Raw genomic sequence first — 16,293 nt, 5'->3', positions numbered from 1 at the left:
CATTGCAACCGAACAAAACCGGTTAAGAATTATAACATAAAAAAAGACCAGATTAAAATAATCTGATCTTTTCTATTGAATATAAAATTTGTTATTGAATGTATAAGCTTATTTGAATTTATAAGCTAATCCTACCTGGAATACATTGTTTCTTACTGCATCAGAACCGCTAGGTCTGTTTTTTGCAATATCAGTTAAACCTGCAACATATCTTGCTGTAAGTCCAAGGTTTGGAGTGAAATAATATCCTGCACCAAGACCAATACCAAAGTTAAATGTATTGAAATTATCTTTGTAATTGTCTGATGTAGTAGAATTTCCGTTGGTTTCATTTTTTAATTTATTTTTAGCACTTACCATGAAACCAAATTCTGGTCCTGCCTCAACGTATAGATCAGGGATTAAGTTATACTGGAACATTACCGGTACAGTAATATAATCTAACTTAGTAGAAGCTGAATATTTATTTCCAAGTGTGGTAAACTCTGATTTGTTACCATATTGAGAGTATAATACTTCCGGCTGAACGCTGAATGAAGCTGCTAAAGGAATATTGGCAAACACACCTGCGTTGAATCCTATTTTAGATTTCTGATCATCAAGACCGCTGTCTTTTGAAAGTGAAGATACGTTCATTCCTCCTTTTACCCCGAATGTTACTGGATTAGAAGATGTATTTCCTGTCTGTTGAGCGAATGCGAATGTTCCTGCAGTTAACGCTAATCCTAAAATTAACTTTTTCATAACTTTAATTTTTTAATTTTTACTCTTTCTTAATTTTAAATTTTACTACTTGTTCAGCAATTTTCAGCTGAACGCAGAGTATCTTCCAAATTGCTTGCCAAAAAAGTTTTTTATGATTAAAATCAATAAAAAAATCACTTAGCGTTTAAGTGATTTTACAGTTATATATTTGATTTTCAACGTTTTAAAAACATAAATAAACGTTTGTTTAGAAAGTGTCTAAATTGACAATTTTGTCAAAAACGGCTTTAAAACTAATGTATTTTTTCAGAAAAATAGTTAAGCATCGTTCAGTTTTCGATAAAAAGCTATTGATTCAATAATGTTCTTCTGGCTGCACTGATGATCATAGGTACAAGAGCCGATTCCTGAAAGCAGGGAAAAATTGATTTTACTGTCTGTATTCTTTTTATCATTCAGTAATAAAGCTGTGATATCTTCGTCTTTAAAGTCACTGATATCAAGATATGGATAGTATCTCTGTATGTTTTCAATGATCATTTTTGAATCTTCTTCAGAAATAAGGTTTTCAAGAAAAGACAGATGCGCTTCAGCAATCATACCCATGGCTACTGCTTCACCGTGAAGGATAGGATTTTCCTGCTGTAAACATAGGCTTTCCACAGCATGGCCAATCGTATGTCCGAAATTCAGTGTTTTTCTGATATTCTGCTCATGGAAATCCTGATCTACAACATTCTGCTTAATGTGCATTGAGGTCTGAATATGCGGAATTATGGTCTCCACTTCCAGCTTACGGATCTGAATCAGTTGATCCCAATGATTTTTATCGGCAATTAATCCATGTTTCAGCATTTCAGCAAAACCGCTTCTTAATTCTTTAAATGGTAATGTTTCCAGGAATTTCGGGAAGATAAAAATCTGTTCGGGGAAGGCAAAAGTTCCTACCATATTTTTATAATGCATCAGATCGATACCCGTTTTTCCTCCTATGGAAGCATCACACATGGATAAAAGGGTAGTGGGGATATTGATGAACTGAATTCCTCTTTTGTAAGTAGATGCAACAAATCCTCCCATATCCGTAATGACACCGCCACCAAGGTTGATAACCAATGCTTTTCTGTCTGCTTTCATCTCCGTAAGAATTTCCCAAAGCTGATTGGCTGTCTGGATATTTTTCATTTCTTCTCCGGCTTCAATCTCTAAAATTTCAAAACCAAGATCAGTTTCCATATTTCCTAAAAGAACAGGAAGGCAGTATTCATGGGTATTTTCATCTACAAGAATGAAAATTTTACTGAAAGATCTTTCGTGAAGAAACTCGTTGAGCTGTGAAAAATTATCGTTTAATATTGTTATCATCTTCTATTATATGTAAAGTTAAAAATGTAAACTATAGTGCAAAGTTATGATTCTTAATTTTTAACTCGTAACTAAATTACTATCTTTGCAGAAATTTTTAGAATGAGCAGAGATAATAATAATTCAGACAGACCAAAGAGACCAAGAATTTCAACCAAGAAAAGTTCTGATGATTCTCGTGCTTCCAGATCTAGAAATTCTTCAGGATCAAAACCTTTTAAGAAGCCTTTCTCTAAAGACGGAGGAAAAAAAGGGCCGGAACATAAAGGATCCAACTCAAGATTTGAAAAGAAACCTTTCAAAAGAAATACCGACAGCTTCGAAAATTCCAATGATGATTTTGGTTCAAAATCTGAAAGAAAACCTTACATCACGAACAAAAGTGAGAGCTATGAGAAGAAATCTTTTGGGAAACCTAAGAGAGGCGGAAGAAATTTTGATACAAGAGATAAGTACGAAAGAGGCAGCCTGAAATACGGAAGAAGACCATCTAATGGTGATGAAAGAAATGAAGACAGAGCAAAATCTTTTGTACAGAAAAGAAGACTGAACAAAATTGAAAAAGATGTTCATAAAGACAGCATCCGTCTTAACAAGTATATCGCTAATTCCGGGATCTGCAGCAGAAGAGAAGCTGATGAGCTGATTACCCAGGGGCTGGTAGAAGTAAACGGAAAGGTGGTAACTGAAATGGGATATCAGGTACAGAAAACAGACAGGGTAGTTTTTGACGGGCAAAGCATTACGCCTGAAAAGCCTGTATATGTACTTTTGAATAAGCCAAAAGGTTATATTTCCACTACAAAAGACGACAAAGCAAGAAAAACGGTTATGGATCTTGTTGCCAATGCTTCTCCTTACAGACTTTTCCCGGTTGGAAGACTGGACCGTTCTACAACAGGAGTGATCTTATTAACTAATGACGGACACATGACGAAAAAACTGACGCATCCATCTTTTGATGCGAAAAAGATTTATCATGTAACATTGGATAAAAAGCTTACTGGTGAAGATTTACGTCTTATAGCAGAAGGTATTCGTCTTGATGAAGGTGTAGCTGTTGTTGATCAGATTTCTTATATTGAAGGAAAGCCAAAGAATGAAGTGGGAATTGAGATCCACATCGGATGGAACCGTGTTATCAGAAGAATTTTCCAAAGATTGGGTTATGAAGTGGAAGCGTTGGACAGAGTGATGTTTGCAGGATTAACGAAGAAAAACATCAAGAGAGGGCACTGGAGAATCCTTACAGAACTGGAAGTGAACAACCTTAAAATGCTTTAAAATAATGATGAATGACGGATTCACGTTTTTAACTTCCTTCATTCTTTCAAAAAGTATCTTTAGAATAAAACAAAAAGCGCAGAAAATAATTCTGCGCTTTTTTTATTATATTAAGTCATAAATTTTAAAATCCATAACCCATCGGTTATAATTCATCATTAAAAAAAATTACCCTAAAACAGTTACTCCTTTTTCAATCATTTCATAGATTGCGTCCCTTGCATTATCAGGTTTTACGTTAACAGCACGGGTGCCGTTGAAATGCAGGCAGGTTACATAGCCGTTGGCAACAGCATCTAATGCAGTAAACTTCACACAATAATCCAATGCCAGTCCCACGATTTCTACTAATTGAATATCATGATATTTTAAAAAGTCATCCAAACCGGTTTTCATAAAATGATTATTGTCCTGGAAACCGCTGTAGCTGTCTATTTCAATATTTTTTCCTTTCTGTACGATGTGGGTTACTTTGTCTCTGTTCAGATCTTTATGGAACTCTGCACCGAAAGTTCCCTGGATGCAGTGATCCGGCCACATAAACTGTGGCACCCCATTTAAAATAATACTTTCTCCTACCTTTCTTCCATTACTGCTTGCAAAGCTTTTATGACCTGCGGGATGCCAGTCCTGAGTCAGAACAATCTGGTCATATTCATTTTCCTCCATCAGGAGATTGATGTATGGAATAATTTCGCTGGCTCCAGGGACTGCAAGTGCTCCGCCTTCACAAAAATCATTCTGTACATCGACTATTATTAACGCTTTTTTCATATTTTGAATTCTCGAATTTTTGATAAATTTACAAAACTAATCCGCAAAAATTTGTCCAAAACTGAATTATCGGACAAATCGGCAACATAAATTTTCAACGCTTATAAAATGAAGGGATTAGAAATCAGAATAATTATTTTTTGTAAGAATAGTATAGGATTTTGAGAGATAAACCAAATAACAATAGCTTATCTTTGCAGGAAATAAATATTTTTATGTCATTTGAATCGTTAGGATTATCACACAGTATTATTCGTTCTGTCAACAAACTGGGGTATTTAAAGCCATTCCCGATACAGGAGCAGGCTGTGCCTGTTATTTTACAAGGGAAAGATCTTATGGGAATTGCACAGACAGGTTCCGGGAAAACGGCTTGTTTTGTGATGCCGATTTTAGAAAAACTTCAGAATGCAGACATTAAAAAAGGACGTAATATTCAGGTATTAATATTAGTTCCTACAAGGGAGTTAGCGATTCAGATTGATGAAGTCTTCCAGGCTTTTACAGGAAACCTGAAGAGAGAGATCCGTACCATGGCAGTTTATGGCGGAGTTTCCATTAATCCGCAGATGAAAGGGATGTTTGGAGTGGAAGTTCTGATAGCAACGCCGGGACGTTTATTGGATCTGATTGACCATAATGCATTGAGTATCTCAGGAATTCAGCATTTGGTGATCGATGAAGCGGATAAAATGTTTCAGTTAGGTTTTGGGGAGGAAATGGATAAACTTTTTGCTCTGATGCCTGTAGTAAAACAAACGACTTTATTTTCGGCCACATTAAATGATAAGGTAGCTGAAATGAAAGAGCGGTTGTCTATTAATCCTGTCATCATTGAAATTAAAAAAGAAGAAGTTGAAATTGATAATATTGAGCAGCTGGCATACCATGTTGCTCCTGAAAATAAAGGACCCTTTCTACGGTATTTAATTAAAGAAAAGAAAGTAGGAAAAGCTTTGGTCTTCGTTTCGTCTACCAGATCTGCAGATAACCTGGTAGAAAAGCTTAAAAAGAATAAAATCAAAGCAGTGGCTATTCACAGCCAGAAGTCCCAGGGAGCGAGAAGAAATAATCTGGAAGAATTTAAAGTAAACGGTGTGCAGATCCTGGTTGCCACAGATTTGATCGGTCGGGGAATTCATATCGAGTCCCTGCCATGCGTTATCAATTACGAATTGCCACGTTCCCCTTTGGATTATATTCACCGTATCGGAAGAACAGGCCGTGCCAATGAAAAGGGAACGGCAATCAGCATTCTTACTGATGATGAGTTGCAGCATTTCAGAGTAATTCAAAAGAAAATGGGTAAGAAAGTACCTTTACAGAGAACGGAAGGAATTGATCTGCATGGTTATTAATTTCTTAAATAATTTCTAAAAACGGCCTCAATATCATCACTGAGGCCGTTTTTAATGAAAATATGCTGTTCAATAAATTGTTATCTCTACAATTAATGCTTTATTCATTTTATATTCTTGAAATTTTGATAAATTTACACAAGTGATATTTGAAAAATTGTCCTCAAAAATATAATCGGACAAACCGGAACTGTTTAAAAAATTAAAACCGTAACAATGAGTGATTTAGAAAAGAAAAAGTTTCCAATAGGACCGTTTGAAGCTCCTGAAAATATTTGTGATACTACATTGGACACTTATATTAAAGTAATCAAAGACTTTCCCGGCAGGCTAAAAAATCTCATTGAACATTTTACAGACGAACAGCTGGATACTCCTTACAGAGAAGGCGGCTGGACCGTCAGACAGCTCGTCAACCATCTTTCAGACAGCCATATGAACAGCTTTATCCGTTTTAAACTGGCGCTTACAGAAGATAACCCTACCATAAAACCTTATGATGAAGCAAAATGGGCAGAGCTTCAGGATAGTTTTCATATGCCTGTAAAACCCGCTATGAGAATGCTGAAAGGAACTCACCAGAGATGGGTTGTTCTTCTTAAAAGCCTTACGAATAAACAGTTTGAAAGAACATTTCATCATCCTGAACATAACAAAAACTATAATCTAAGGGAGAGCCTTGCTTTATATGTGTGGCACTGTAATCACCATTTTGCCCATATTGAAAATCTGAAGATAGAAAAAGGTTGGTAAGGAAGAGTCTTAATAATCCCATATACTATAAGGAAATTGTGGACAGAATTTCCATGTTATCTGAAAATTCCCAAAGAAAATGGGGAAAAATGAACGTGTGTCAGATGCTGAAACATTGTGATCTGGTTCTTCAGGTAGCTTTGGAAAAACTGGACCTTCCCCGTATCAATATCCTGTTTGAGACCATAGGAATCTGTACTAAAATAGAAATGTATGTTTTCAATAATGGAATTCCCAGAAACATGCCCACTTTTCAAAAACTAATCGTTAATTTTGAGTGTGATTTTGATGAATCAAAAGCCAATCTGCTGAAAACACTGGAAGAATTCCGGGAAGTTTGCTGTAATAACAAGCTGCCGGGCCGTCACAGGTTGTTCGGAAGCATGACTGAAAAAGACTGGCCATTTTTAGAATACAAGCATCTTGATCACCATCTAAAACAATTTAATGTATGAGTTTTTTTGATAAAATATTCGGTGGGAAAAGTGAAACCCCTGAGCAAAAAACATTCTGGAAAAAGATAGAATCTGAAGAGGATCTTGCCAGAGCGATAGAAGATTCTTTTCAGAAGAAGATAGCCATATTCAAGCATTCTACAAGCTGCTTTATCAGCAGAACTGTATTGAAAAACTTTGAAAAGGAGGTTGAGAACTCAGACCAGCCTGTTAATGTATATTACCTGGACCTGTTGGCTCACAGACCTGTTTCCAACAAAATAGCAGCAGAGTTTGAGATCAGACATGAAAGTCCTCAGCTGATTGTAATAGAGAACGGAAAGCCTGTAAACAGTGCTTCACACCAGGATATTTCCTTAAGCCAGATTGTACCATGAAGAATATAAATAATTATTTAGCCAAAGTTTTAAATGTTCCGCTTCAGAACGTGAACACCTGCAGTCTGCATTACGAAGTAAAGAAAATTCCAAAAAACCAGTTTCTTCTTCAGTATGGCGAAATATGCCGTCATATATTCTTTGTGGAAAAAGGCCTGCTGAAAATGTATTCTATTGACAAGAACGGAAAAGAACATATTATCCAGTTTGCTCCGGAAAGCTGGCTGATATCGGACCGAAGCAGTCTTTATTTCAATGAAAAATCCATTTACTATATAGAAGCTGTTGAAGATTCAGAAGTTCTGTTTTTACATCCTGATTTTTTCAATAAGCTTGTAGAGCAATTTCCGAACAGTATTGAGAGAAGTGATTTCCTTCTCCAGAAACATATCAGAAGCCTTCAGAACAGGATCAATTCCTTGCTGGGAGAGACTGCTGAAGAAAGGTACATGAAATTCATTAAAATGTATCCGGATTTACTGCTGAGAGTTCCACAATGGATGATCGCTTCTTACCTGGGAATTACTCCTGAGAGTCTGAGTCGTGTAAGAAAAGAACTGGCGAGAAAAAATTTCGTTCCGGATAAATAATAAAAGGCTGGCAGATGGGAGAGGGAAGCTTGAAATTCTGATAAACAAAAAAGAACCTGGTAGTTATTAGAATCCTTCACATTATCAATAAGAATTGACGTAAGCTATCCTTAAAACTATAATAACTTCCATCTTCCAGCCCCCATCTTCCTTACTTCAAATAAATCTTTCGGGCAAGCTGTCCGATCTGTCTCAGCTTTGCCTGTGTATCTTCCGACCATGGAAGTCCTATGCAGAGTCTCATACAGTTTTCAAACTGCTCCTGCAATGTGAACATTCTTCCGGGAGCTATGCTTATGTTCTGTTTGATGGCCAGATCATATAATTCTGTTGTTTTTATCTTTTTATCAAATTCTATCCATATTGATAATCCTCCCTGCGGACGGCTCGTTTTGGTGCCTTCCGGAAAAGATTCTGCTATGATCTGAACATAGTTCTGATAATTGATCTGCAATGTTCTGCGGAGCTGCTGAAGATGCTTTTCATATTTTCCGGATTTCAGGAAATTAGCTACCGCTTCGTTAACAATGGAAATCGATGAAGTGGAATGAAGGAGTTTAAGCTTCATAATCCTGTCTTTGTATTTTCCGGGAGCAATCCAGCCTACACGATACCCCGGAGCAAGTGTTTTTGAAATAGAGCTGCAGTACAATACATTGCCGTCTTTATCAAAAGATTTACAGCATTTAGGACGGCTGGACCCGAAATAAAGATCTCCATACACATCATCTTCTATCAGAGGAATATTGTTTTCAGAAAGTATCTTTACAATTTCCTTTTTATTTTCATCAGGCATACAGCTTCCCAAAGGTGAGTTGAAATTGGGAATAAGCAGGCAGATATTGATTTTAGGAATTACTTTTTTTAAAGCTTCAATTTCTATTCCGGTAGTGGGATGAGTAGGAAGTTCCAGGACTTTGAGACCCAATCCGTTGGCCAGCTGCAGAATTCCGGGATAGCAGGGGCTTTCGATCGCAATGGTATCTCCGGGTTTTCCTAAGGCCATTAAACAGAAAGAAAGCGCATTCATTCCGCCGTTGGTAGTGATCAGGTCATTTTCGCTCAGGTTTCCTCCCCATTGTAAAGAACGTATGGCAATCATTCTTCTTAGTTTCAGATTTCCCTGAAGTTCTTCATATTCCGTTCCGCCATCTTTTAATTCCCTGGTAGCATTTACGATTTCTTTTTTCAGTTTTGCCTGGGGTAAAAGATCTCCTGACGGAATCCCGATAGAGAAAAAGGTAATGCCGTTTTTACCCATATTTTCATATACTTTACTGATCAGCTCATCCGGTTCATCATTATTGGCAATGAGTGACGGACGGCTTACTTCAGGCAAAGGAAGCCTGGCAGAGAGAAGCTGGCTTACAAAATACCCGGATTGCGGCTTGGGTTCTACCAAAGATTGTGATTCCAGTTCCAGAAAAACACGTTTGGCAGTATTCATACTTACCTGATGTTCCTGGCACAGCATTCTTACCGAAGGAAGCTTATCTCCGGCTTTTAAGATACCATTTCTGATCTGTCTGGCAATGCCGTCTGCAATTTCTGTATATAAAAATTCTTTACTCATAATTCTGAACTGTGCTCATGCAAATATACAAAACTGATACTGTGTTTATCTGGTGATCCTTTTTAATTTTGAAAAATCAATTAAAAGCTTGAATATAATGTTGACAAAACAAATATCAAAAGATGAAAGTATCAGTGGATGGATCAATGGCTTTATAGGAGTGCTGTTATTCAGCGGCGGATTGCCTGCCACCAAATTGGCAGTAATGGAAATGAGTCCGATCTTTGTAACCATAGTCCGTGCAGCGGTAGCGGGAGTATTAGCTTTTATAGTATTAGGGATAGGAAAAGAAAAACGTCCTGTCAAAAAAGATTTAGTCCCTCTGCTGCTGGTTTCCCTTGGCTGTGTGATAGGTTTTCCGCTTCTTTCAGCACTGGCTCTTCAATATCTTACTTCCGCACATTCTATTGTATTTCTGGGAATGCTTCCATTGGCAACTGCTGTATTCGGGGTGATGCGCGGAGGGGAGAGGCCTCATCCTGTATTCTGGCTTTTTTCGGTTGTAGGAAGTCTTTTGGTGATCGGATATGCTGTTTCGCAAGGAATATCTGCTTCGCCCATTGGAGATGTTCTGATGCTGCTTGCTGTTATTTTATGTGGTATGGGCTATGCGGAAGGTGCTAAGCTTTCAAAAACATTAGGCGGCTGGCAGGTAATTTCATGGGCTTTGGTGTTGGCTTTACCTATTATGATTCCTCTATTTTTTATTTATCTTCCTGATGATATCGGAAATGTCAGTTTCCAGGGATGGTTCGGAATGGCTTATATCTCTCTTTTCAGCATGTTTATTGGGTTTATATTCTGGTACAAAGGCCTGGCGCAGGGTGGTATTGCTACTGTAGGACAGCTGCAGCTGCTTCAGCCGTTCTTTGGTCTTGCGTTGGCTGCATGGCTTCTTCACGAACAGGTAAGCCTGGGAATGCTGGGAGTGACATTGGGAGTCATCTTATGCGTTGCAGGAACCAAAAAATTTGCGAAATAACTAAAAATAAAGCATTATGATTTAAGTCATAAGAAATCGTATTCATAATGGTCTACTTTTGAACCTTCACCACAAAATATACTATTATGAAATTTATTATGTCAATCCTGCTCATGGGAGTCATTGTCCTGAGCTGTAAAAAAGAAAACAGAACAGAAACGTCCGTTACAACTGACAGTGTTATCGCAGATACAATGAGGACAGATACCGTTTCCAATGTTACCCCTATGGCCCAGGTTCCTTCAGATACAATGCGTACGGATACAGTTTCTACAAAAAAACGCGCAGATACTGCAAGAACCCCTAACAATAAATCTCCAAAAAAATAACGGTTTTTCTGTTATTCCTTTGAAAAAACCCGTTTTAATCAAGCGAAACGGGTTTTATTTTCTAATATTTTTTCAGAAAGTTGAAATTACAACTTCAAAAATGCGGTATCAAAAGTTTAATTTAAATTAATTTTTAATAAAAATAATTAACCAATAATCCAAAATAGGTTTACATTTATTAATATTTTTAACTTTTTTTAACTTCATAAATAATCATAAAGGTGCAATTTTTGCATGTACTATCATCAGTTCCCAATGATATTTTTACTAAGACTAAGAAGAGGAGAAGAAGAAAACAACACCACCAAAAACAAACTATTATGGTTATCGACGAAAATATTTTGATTTCAGCGGGAGCAGAAACGAGACACTATAGCCCTTCAGAAACTATATTCTTTGAAGGGGATATCCCTAACTATTATTACCAGATTATTAAGGGAGAAGTAAAACTTAATAATTATAATGAGGAAGGGAAAGAATTTATTCAAAACATTTTATCAGACGGCGAAAGCTGTGGTGAATCTATATTATTTATAGATAAGCCTTATCCAATGAATGCTGAAGTCATTACAGAATGCACTGTTTTAAGACTTCATAAATCCATTTTTTTAAATCTGCTGAACCAGAATCCGGAATTATGCATGGAAGTAAGCAGCTTTCTTTCTGAGCGTCTTTACTACAAATTTATCATGATGCAGAATCTTTCGTCTCAAAATCCGTCTATACGGCTTAGGGGGCTTATGGATTATTTGAAAAGCTTTCAGAAAGATGCACGTCCATATTCATTCCTGATTCCATTAACGAGGCAGCAGATGGCAAGCCTTACAGGTCTGTGTGTAGAAACCGCAATAAGGACCATTAAACATATGGAGAAGGATAAAATCCTAAGAATTGAAAATCGCAAAATTTTATATTAGAAACACTTCGTATATTATTTTGTGATTTTTTCTATTAAATCCATAAAATTATGGAAACAATAAGCTGAATGAATATTGATGAAAGTCTTCTGTAATGTCTTTTTACAGAAGACTAATACATCAGATCAATTTAAAAGAGCAGAAAAATAGCTGATATTGTCATAAAAAAACAGAAAGTTTTGTATTAATCTACATTAACATGATTCAGATCATAAAAAAGTGAATTATTATGATGTACATTTGAAATATAAATTTTCAATCCAATTCTTAAGACCTTTGTAAAAGGAACATAAAAAGCATTTGCTTTTAATATCATTTTAAATTACCGACACCCAACTGTTGCCGTCTAATACTAGTCACGGACTGCAATACACATCACTAAATATTAATAATAAAAAATTCAGTTATGAACACTAGAAATTCAAGAAACCGCAGTTCAAGAGGACAGTCACATTCACCGGAAAACTTAGAAGAAGTTTACCAGTTAGGCTATGATCATGGTTTTAATGATGCCTCAAGAGATGAAGATTACGATGATGATTTTTCAGAATACGAAGACTATTTTGATGAAAATGAGGATTATGACGATGACTATGATGATTACGATGATGAGGATGATGAAGACTACGATGACGAAGAAGATGATGACGATGATGATCAGAGAGGACGCAGCGGTGGAAGAAGAGGAGGTTCCAGAGGAGGAAACGGAAACCAGCAAAGAGACAGCCAGGGAAGATTTACTTCCGGTAGAGGCGGATCTCGTGGAGGAAACTCCGGTGGTGGTTCCCGCGGACGTTCAAATTCTGGTTCCGGCTCCAGATCAGGAGGAAGGGGCAGGTCCTCATCAGGAGATGGTACCTCAAGAAGAGGTTTTGCTTCTATGAGTAAAGCTGAGCGTACAAGAATTGCCAGAATGGGTGGTCAGGCTTCCCACGGTGGAGGCAGATCTTCTAACTCAGGCTCAGGAAGAGGAGGCTCTTCAAGATCAGGAAATAATGGCAGCAGCTCAGGAAGAGGCGGATCAAATTCAGGTTCAGGAACTTCAAGAAGAGGTTTCGCATCTATGAGCAAAGCTGAACGTACAAGAATAGCCAGAATGGGAGGCCAGGCTTCCCACGGAGGCGGAAGATCTTCAGGTCGTTCCGGATTCGGAGGCAGACGTAATTCATAATTCTTTTTCCAGGATTGCCTCTTTAGACCTATATAAAGAGGTAATCCTTTTAATACCAAAACACCATTCATACTATGCCAAATAAAATATTAGAAACCAATAGTGCTGTTTCTGCTACTAAAAAAGGGACCGCAGATAAGCCAACTGTGAAAGAAGATGAAATGAAAAGTTCACCGCTTCACAAATTTTTTGTGAGTGCGCTTAAAGATATTTATTTTGCTGAAAATGTGATCCTGGATGCCCTGGAAAAAATGCAGGAAGCAGCCACTACTGAAGAGCTGAAAGATGCCTTTGAGGATCATCATCTTCAGACTCAAAAACACGTAAAACGTCTGGAAAAAGTATTCCAGCTTATCGACGAAAAGCCTGAGAAAAAAGAGTGTAAGGCCATCAAAGGAATCATAGAAGAAGGCGAAGAAGTGATTAAAGCCACAGAAGATGGCTCCGCAACAAGAGATGTTGCCCTTATCATTGCTGCACAGAAAGTGGAGCATTATGAAATTGCCACCTACGGCGGGCTTGCACAGCTTGCCATTACCATGGGACATGATAAGGCCGCTGATCTTCTTGAAAGAACACTTCAGGAAGAGGAAGACACAGATTCCCTGCTTACCGATATAGCGGAAACATCCATCAATTTTGATGCAGAACAGGAAGATTAAAGCATGCAATAAGCCATGTAGGTAGTTCTATGTGGCTTATTTTAACTATGAAATCAAAATATATGGACTGTCAGAGCATAATAAAAACACTGAGACACAAAGATTTTATAAAAATACCTCATACAGGGAAATGTTTTGAAGACGGAGCAGCAGTATACGCCAAAGAGATCAGAGAAAATATTTTTCTTCTGTTTATTATTCTGAAAGATATTGATATTGAAAATATTCAGGCATTAATTGCTCACTTCGACAGTTTCAGCAGCATTGGATTGAAAGAACCGGAACAGATCATGTTTTATCTGTCCATTAAAGATAAAAAAGACCTCCATTATTTTGAGCAATATTTAAAAGCTCCTCACAACTAATACCATTTTTTTGAATATGATATTTGAAAATGACACTTTACAACATTCCGGGCTGAATGATAAAAATAATGCAATAGAGAATGCGTCTTTATTTCCGCCAATTATCAATTCTTACGGAGTGACTGCTTTTCTGATCAAGTCTTTGGAAAAGATTAAAAACAATGCGAAATGTGATATCCTGAAACATACAATTGACACCTATATAAAAGAATATCTTCTTCATATCCGGGAATTCCATACTAAAAACACCATGGAAACCACAGCAATGGATGATGATATAAAATTCGAGTCTCCTTCTTTTACTTTATATGCCAAAACGGCTTATTATAAAGTTCTGAAGGAAGAAGAATACATCAACAGGTTCCTTGAAATCCTGGACAATAAAAAAGATTAATTCTGCCGACCCCCTTATTTAACTGCTTTTGAAAAAGATCAACCACAAAAAAGATTATGAATATGAAAACCAACGAACACAACAAAAAAGCAGAACAGCTTGACCTGCACAGTACTTCCAATGAAAACGAAAAACTGACTACCAATCAGGGCTTAAAGATTAATAATAATCAGGATTCTCTGAAGGCGGGAGAACGGGGCCCATCATTACTGGAAGATTTTATTCTGAGGGAAAAAATTACCCATTTCGATCATGAAAGAATTCCCGAAAGAGTAGTTCATGCCAGGGGTTCCGGAGCCCACGGTATTTTTAAACTTACCAAAAGCCTTGCAGAATACACCAAAGCAAAATTTTTGACAGAACTTGGGAAAGAAACCCCTGTTTTTGTGAGATTTTCAACCGTTGCGGGAAGCAAGGGAAGTACGGATCTGGCAAGAGATGTCCGCGGATTTGCCGTAAAATTTTATACCGAAGAAGGAAATTACGATCTCGTGGCCAACAATATGCCTGTATTTTTTATTCAGGACGCCATCAAATTTCCGGATCTCATCCATGCTGTAAAACCGGAACCGGATAATGAAATTCCACAGGCTGCATCGGCACACGATACATTTTGGGATTTTATATCACTGATGCCCGAAAGTATGCATATGATCATGTGGCTGATGAGTGACAGAGCCATTCCGAGAAGCCTGAGAATGATGGAAGGTTTCGGAGTACATTCTTTTAAATTCATCAATGAAGCAGGAAAAGTACATTTTGTAAAATTCCATTTTAAACCCAAATTAGGCGTACACTCTGTAGCCTGGAACGAAGCACAGATGATTTCAGGGGTAGATCCTGACTTCCATAAGAGAGATCTTTGGGAAGCCATCGAAAACGGCGATTATCCTGAATGGGATTTCGGTGTACAGCTGATTCCTGAAGAAGATGAACACAAATTTGATTTTGATCTTCTTGACCCTACCAAAATAGTTCCTGAAGAAGAAGTCCCTGTAGAAATTGTAGGAACTTTAACCCTGAACAAAAACCCTGATAATTTCTTTGCAGAAACAGAACAGGTTGCTTTTCACCCCGGACATATTATTCCGGGAATTGATTTTACCAATGATCCGTTGCTGCAGGGAAGATTATTTTCATATACCGACACTCAGCTGTCAAGGCTGGGCTCTCCCAATTTCCATGAAATACCGATTAACAGATCACTTAATACCGTTCATAATAATCAAAGGGACGGCCATATGAGACAACAAATCGTCAAAGGGAAAAGCAGTTATGAACCGAATTCCATCGGTGGAGGATGCCCTTTTCAGGCAATGATGTCTGAAGGTGGATTTACCTCCCAGCAGGAAAGAGTTTCCGGAGTGAAGATCAGAGAAAGAAGCAAGAGTTTCGTAGATCATTATTCTCAGGCTAAATTATTCTACAACAGCCAGTCAACACCGGAGAAAATGCACCTTCAGAATGCTTTGGTCTTTGAATTGTCAAAAGTAACCCGTCTGGAAATCAGAGAAAGGCTGGTAGGCCAGCTGGCTTATATTGACATGTCCCTCGCATGGAGCGTTGCAGAAAAATTAGGTGTTGAAGTTAAAAAGCTGGAATGGCCTAACCAAAGTTTGCCTTCAGACAGTAATATTATAGAACTTCAGAGCGAAGAAAGAGAACCTCACACAAAAGTTTCCGATGCACTGAGCATGGCGCATACCGTAAAAAATACGATCAAAAGCCGTAAAATAGGTTTTATCCTGGCTAACGGTGCTGATGGCGGAGCGGTGAATGATCTTAAAACAAAGCTTGAAGCAGAAGGCGCCAGAGTAGAACTGATTGCCCCAAGTGTTGCTCCGGTAAGGCTGAATGACGGCTCTGAGCTTGTACCAAAACATTCTCTTACGAGTATTGCAAGCGTATGTTTTGATGCTCTTGCCATCTGCCCGGGAGAAGATGCTGTAAAAGAGCTTATGACTTCAGAAAATAAGCATCTGGTACTGCATTTCATCAACGAAGCCTATAAACATTGTAAAGCCATTTATTTCGGAAAAGATACAGAAGTACTTTATCAGAATTCCAACGTAGCAACAAAACAACATGAGGATCCGGGAATCATTACATGGGAAGACGGAGATCCTGCCGATAAATTCATCCAGGCTATTGCTCAGCACAGAGTCTGGGATCTTGAAATGGAGAGAAACGCGTAATCATAAAACACCCTTCACACCAACACCAATCACTTTAAATATTT

Annotated in this window: 18 protein-coding genes; 14 read left to right on the top strand and 4 right to left on the bottom strand. The window is 37.7% G+C overall.

Annotated elements, in window-relative coordinates; translation table 11 throughout:
* Positions 1–108: 108 nt before the first annotated feature.
* Positions 109–744, bottom strand: coding sequence for a porin family protein (locus ACE3RB_RS02725; protein ID WP_233333024.1), 636 nt, complete (start codon positions 742–744; stop codon positions 109–111).
* Positions 745–1,023: 279 nt separating this feature from the next.
* Complete coding sequence (aroB, locus tag ACE3RB_RS02720) at positions 1,024–2,070, bottom strand: 3-dehydroquinate synthase (RefSeq protein ID WP_374462787.1); 1,047 nt, start codon at positions 2,068–2,070, stop codon at positions 1,024–1,026.
* 102 nt (positions 2,071–2,172) lie between these two features.
* On the opposite strand from aroB, the gene ACE3RB_RS02715 reads away from it, so the two are divergent.
* Entirely contained in the window at positions 2,173–3,354 is a 1,182-nt protein-coding gene (locus ACE3RB_RS02715) for a pseudouridine synthase (protein WP_374462786.1), read from the top strand.
* A 168-nt stretch (positions 3,355–3,522) separates the two neighbouring features.
* Here the strand turns inward: ACE3RB_RS02715 and pncA are convergent, their stop codons facing one another.
* Positions 3,523–4,128, bottom strand: a complete 606-nt coding sequence (gene pncA / locus ACE3RB_RS02710) for a bifunctional nicotinamidase/pyrazinamidase (RefSeq protein ID WP_002979619.1) — start codon at positions 4,126–4,128, stop codon at positions 3,523–3,525.
* Between the two features lie 215 nt (positions 4,129–4,343).
* On the opposite strand from pncA, the gene ACE3RB_RS02705 reads away from it, so the two are divergent.
* The 5 genes from ACE3RB_RS02705 to ACE3RB_RS02685 all read left to right on the top strand — a co-directional run bounded on the left by ACE3RB_RS02705 (position 4,344) and on the right by ACE3RB_RS02685 (position 7,661).
* The gene (locus tag ACE3RB_RS02705) at positions 4,344–5,486 is read left to right on the top strand and encodes a DEAD/DEAH box helicase (protein WP_374462785.1); all 1,143 of its coding nucleotides are present in this window, start codon (positions 4,344–4,346) and stop codon (positions 5,484–5,486) included.
* Between the two features lie 216 nt (positions 5,487–5,702).
* Positions 5,703–6,239, top strand: coding sequence for a YfiT family bacillithiol transferase (locus ACE3RB_RS02700; RefSeq protein WP_374462784.1), 537 nt, complete (start codon positions 5,703–5,705; stop codon positions 6,237–6,239).
* Between the two features lie 38 nt (positions 6,240–6,277).
* Complete coding sequence (locus tag ACE3RB_RS02695; RefSeq protein ID WP_374462783.1) at positions 6,278–6,694, top strand: DUF1569 domain-containing protein; 417 nt, start codon at positions 6,278–6,280, stop codon at positions 6,692–6,694.
* Positions 6,691–7,071 carry a bacillithiol system redox-active protein YtxJ gene (gene ytxJ, locus ACE3RB_RS02690; protein ID WP_374462782.1) on the top strand — a complete coding sequence of 127 codons (381 nt, stop codon included), beginning with the start codon at positions 6,691–6,693 and terminating at the stop codon, positions 7,069–7,071. Before ACE3RB_RS02695 ends, ytxJ begins: the two co-directional genes overlap by 4 nt.
* The gene (locus tag ACE3RB_RS02685) at positions 7,068–7,661 is read left to right on the top strand and encodes a Crp/Fnr family transcriptional regulator (RefSeq protein WP_002979614.1); all 594 of its coding nucleotides are present in this window, start codon (positions 7,068–7,070) and stop codon (positions 7,659–7,661) included. The genes ytxJ and ACE3RB_RS02685 overlap by 4 nt, the downstream gene beginning before the upstream one ends.
* A 151-nt stretch (positions 7,662–7,812) precedes the next feature.
* Here the strand turns inward: ACE3RB_RS02685 and ACE3RB_RS02680 are convergent, their stop codons facing one another.
* Positions 7,813–9,234: a PLP-dependent aminotransferase family protein gene (locus tag ACE3RB_RS02680; RefSeq protein ID WP_374462781.1), complete on the bottom strand. Its 1,422-nt coding sequence runs from the start codon at positions 9,232–9,234 to the stop codon at positions 7,813–7,815.
* A 97-nt stretch (positions 9,235–9,331) separates the two neighbouring features.
* Here ACE3RB_RS02680 and ACE3RB_RS02675 point away from each other — a divergent pair, with 97 nt between their 5' ends.
* From ACE3RB_RS02675 to ACE3RB_RS02640, 8 genes are all read left to right on the top strand, one after another.
* On the top strand, positions 9,332–10,216 hold the full coding sequence (locus ACE3RB_RS02675; protein WP_374462780.1) for a DMT family transporter: 885 nt from the start codon (positions 9,332–9,334) through the stop codon (positions 10,214–10,216).
* An 86-nt stretch (positions 10,217–10,302) separates the two neighbouring features.
* Entirely contained in the window at positions 10,303–10,545 is a 243-nt protein-coding gene (locus ACE3RB_RS02670) for a hypothetical protein (RefSeq protein ID WP_374462779.1), read from the top strand.
* A gap of 320 nt (positions 10,546–10,865) precedes the next feature.
* Positions 10,866–11,462, top strand: a complete 597-nt coding sequence (locus ACE3RB_RS02665; RefSeq protein WP_374462778.1) for a Crp/Fnr family transcriptional regulator — start codon at positions 10,866–10,868, stop codon at positions 11,460–11,462.
* Between the two features lie 406 nt (positions 11,463–11,868).
* Positions 11,869–12,633, top strand: a complete 765-nt coding sequence (locus ACE3RB_RS02660) for a KGG domain-containing protein (protein WP_374462777.1) — start codon at positions 11,869–11,871, stop codon at positions 12,631–12,633.
* A gap of 74 nt (positions 12,634–12,707) precedes the next feature.
* Positions 12,708–13,295, top strand: coding sequence for a ferritin-like domain-containing protein (locus ACE3RB_RS02655; protein ID WP_374462776.1), 588 nt, complete (start codon positions 12,708–12,710; stop codon positions 13,293–13,295).
* 62 nt (positions 13,296–13,357) lie between these two features.
* Positions 13,358–13,660, top strand: a complete 303-nt coding sequence (locus tag ACE3RB_RS02650; RefSeq protein WP_374462775.1) for a hypothetical protein — start codon at positions 13,358–13,360, stop codon at positions 13,658–13,660.
* 16 nt (positions 13,661–13,676) lie between these two features.
* A complete protein-coding gene (locus ACE3RB_RS02645; RefSeq protein WP_374462774.1) occupies positions 13,677–14,054 on the top strand; it encodes a hypothetical protein in 378 nt (125 codons plus the stop codon).
* Between the two features lie 56 nt (positions 14,055–14,110).
* Positions 14,111–16,249 carry a catalase gene (locus tag ACE3RB_RS02640; protein WP_374462773.1) on the top strand — a complete coding sequence of 713 codons (2,139 nt, stop codon included), beginning with the start codon at positions 14,111–14,113 and terminating at the stop codon, positions 16,247–16,249.
* Positions 16,250–16,293 lie beyond the last annotated feature (44 nt).

It is taken from the genome of Chryseobacterium sp., assembly GCF_041914225.1.
Taxonomy (GTDB): domain Bacteria; phylum Bacteroidota; class Bacteroidia; order Flavobacteriales; family Weeksellaceae; genus Chryseobacterium.
The sequence above is the reverse complement of the archived record's forward strand: the minus strand, read 5'-3'. Positions and strand labels throughout refer to the sequence as shown.

Coding starts and splice junctions, on each gene's coding strand:
- ACE3RB_RS02645 (WP_374462774.1), top strand. CDS start 13,677: ATGATATTTGAAAATGACACTTTACAACATTCCGGGCTGAATGATAAA.
- ACE3RB_RS02665 (WP_374462778.1), top strand. CDS start 10,866: ATGGTTATCGACGAAAATATTTTGATTTCAGCGGGAGCAGAAACGAGA.
- ACE3RB_RS02670 (WP_374462779.1), top strand. CDS start 10,303: ATGAAATTTATTATGTCAATCCTGCTCATGGGAGTCATTGTCCTGAGC.
- aroB (WP_374462787.1), bottom strand. CDS start 2,070: ATGATAACAATATTAAACGATAATTTTTCACAGCTCAACGAGTTTCTT.
- ACE3RB_RS02650 (WP_374462775.1), top strand. CDS start 13,358: ATGGACTGTCAGAGCATAATAAAAACACTGAGACACAAAGATTTTATA.
- pncA (WP_002979619.1), bottom strand. CDS start 4,128: ATGAAAAAAGCGTTAATAATAGTCGATGTACAGAATGATTTTTGTGAA.
- ACE3RB_RS02700 (WP_374462784.1), top strand. CDS start 5,703: ATGAGTGATTTAGAAAAGAAAAAGTTTCCAATAGGACCGTTTGAAGCT.
- ACE3RB_RS02680 (WP_374462781.1), bottom strand. CDS start 9,234: ATGAGTAAAGAATTTTTATATACAGAAATTGCAGACGGCATTGCCAGA.
- ACE3RB_RS02725 (WP_233333024.1), bottom strand. CDS start 744: ATGAAAAAGTTAATTTTAGGATTAGCGTTAACTGCAGGAACATTCGCA.
- ytxJ (WP_374462782.1), top strand. CDS start 6,691: ATGAGTTTTTTTGATAAAATATTCGGTGGGAAAAGTGAAACCCCTGAG.
- ACE3RB_RS02640 (WP_374462773.1), top strand. CDS start 14,111: ATGAATATGAAAACCAACGAACACAACAAAAAAGCAGAACAGCTTGAC.
- ACE3RB_RS02660 (WP_374462777.1), top strand. CDS start 11,869: ATGAACACTAGAAATTCAAGAAACCGCAGTTCAAGAGGACAGTCACAT.
- ACE3RB_RS02675 (WP_374462780.1), top strand. CDS start 9,332: ATGTTGACAAAACAAATATCAAAAGATGAAAGTATCAGTGGATGGATC.
- ACE3RB_RS02705 (WP_374462785.1), top strand. CDS start 4,344: ATGTCATTTGAATCGTTAGGATTATCACACAGTATTATTCGTTCTGTC.
- ACE3RB_RS02715 (WP_374462786.1), top strand. CDS start 2,173: ATGAGCAGAGATAATAATAATTCAGACAGACCAAAGAGACCAAGAATT.
- ACE3RB_RS02685 (WP_002979614.1), top strand. CDS start 7,068: ATGAAGAATATAAATAATTATTTAGCCAAAGTTTTAAATGTTCCGCTT.
- ACE3RB_RS02655 (WP_374462776.1), top strand. CDS start 12,708: ATGCCAAATAAAATATTAGAAACCAATAGTGCTGTTTCTGCTACTAAA.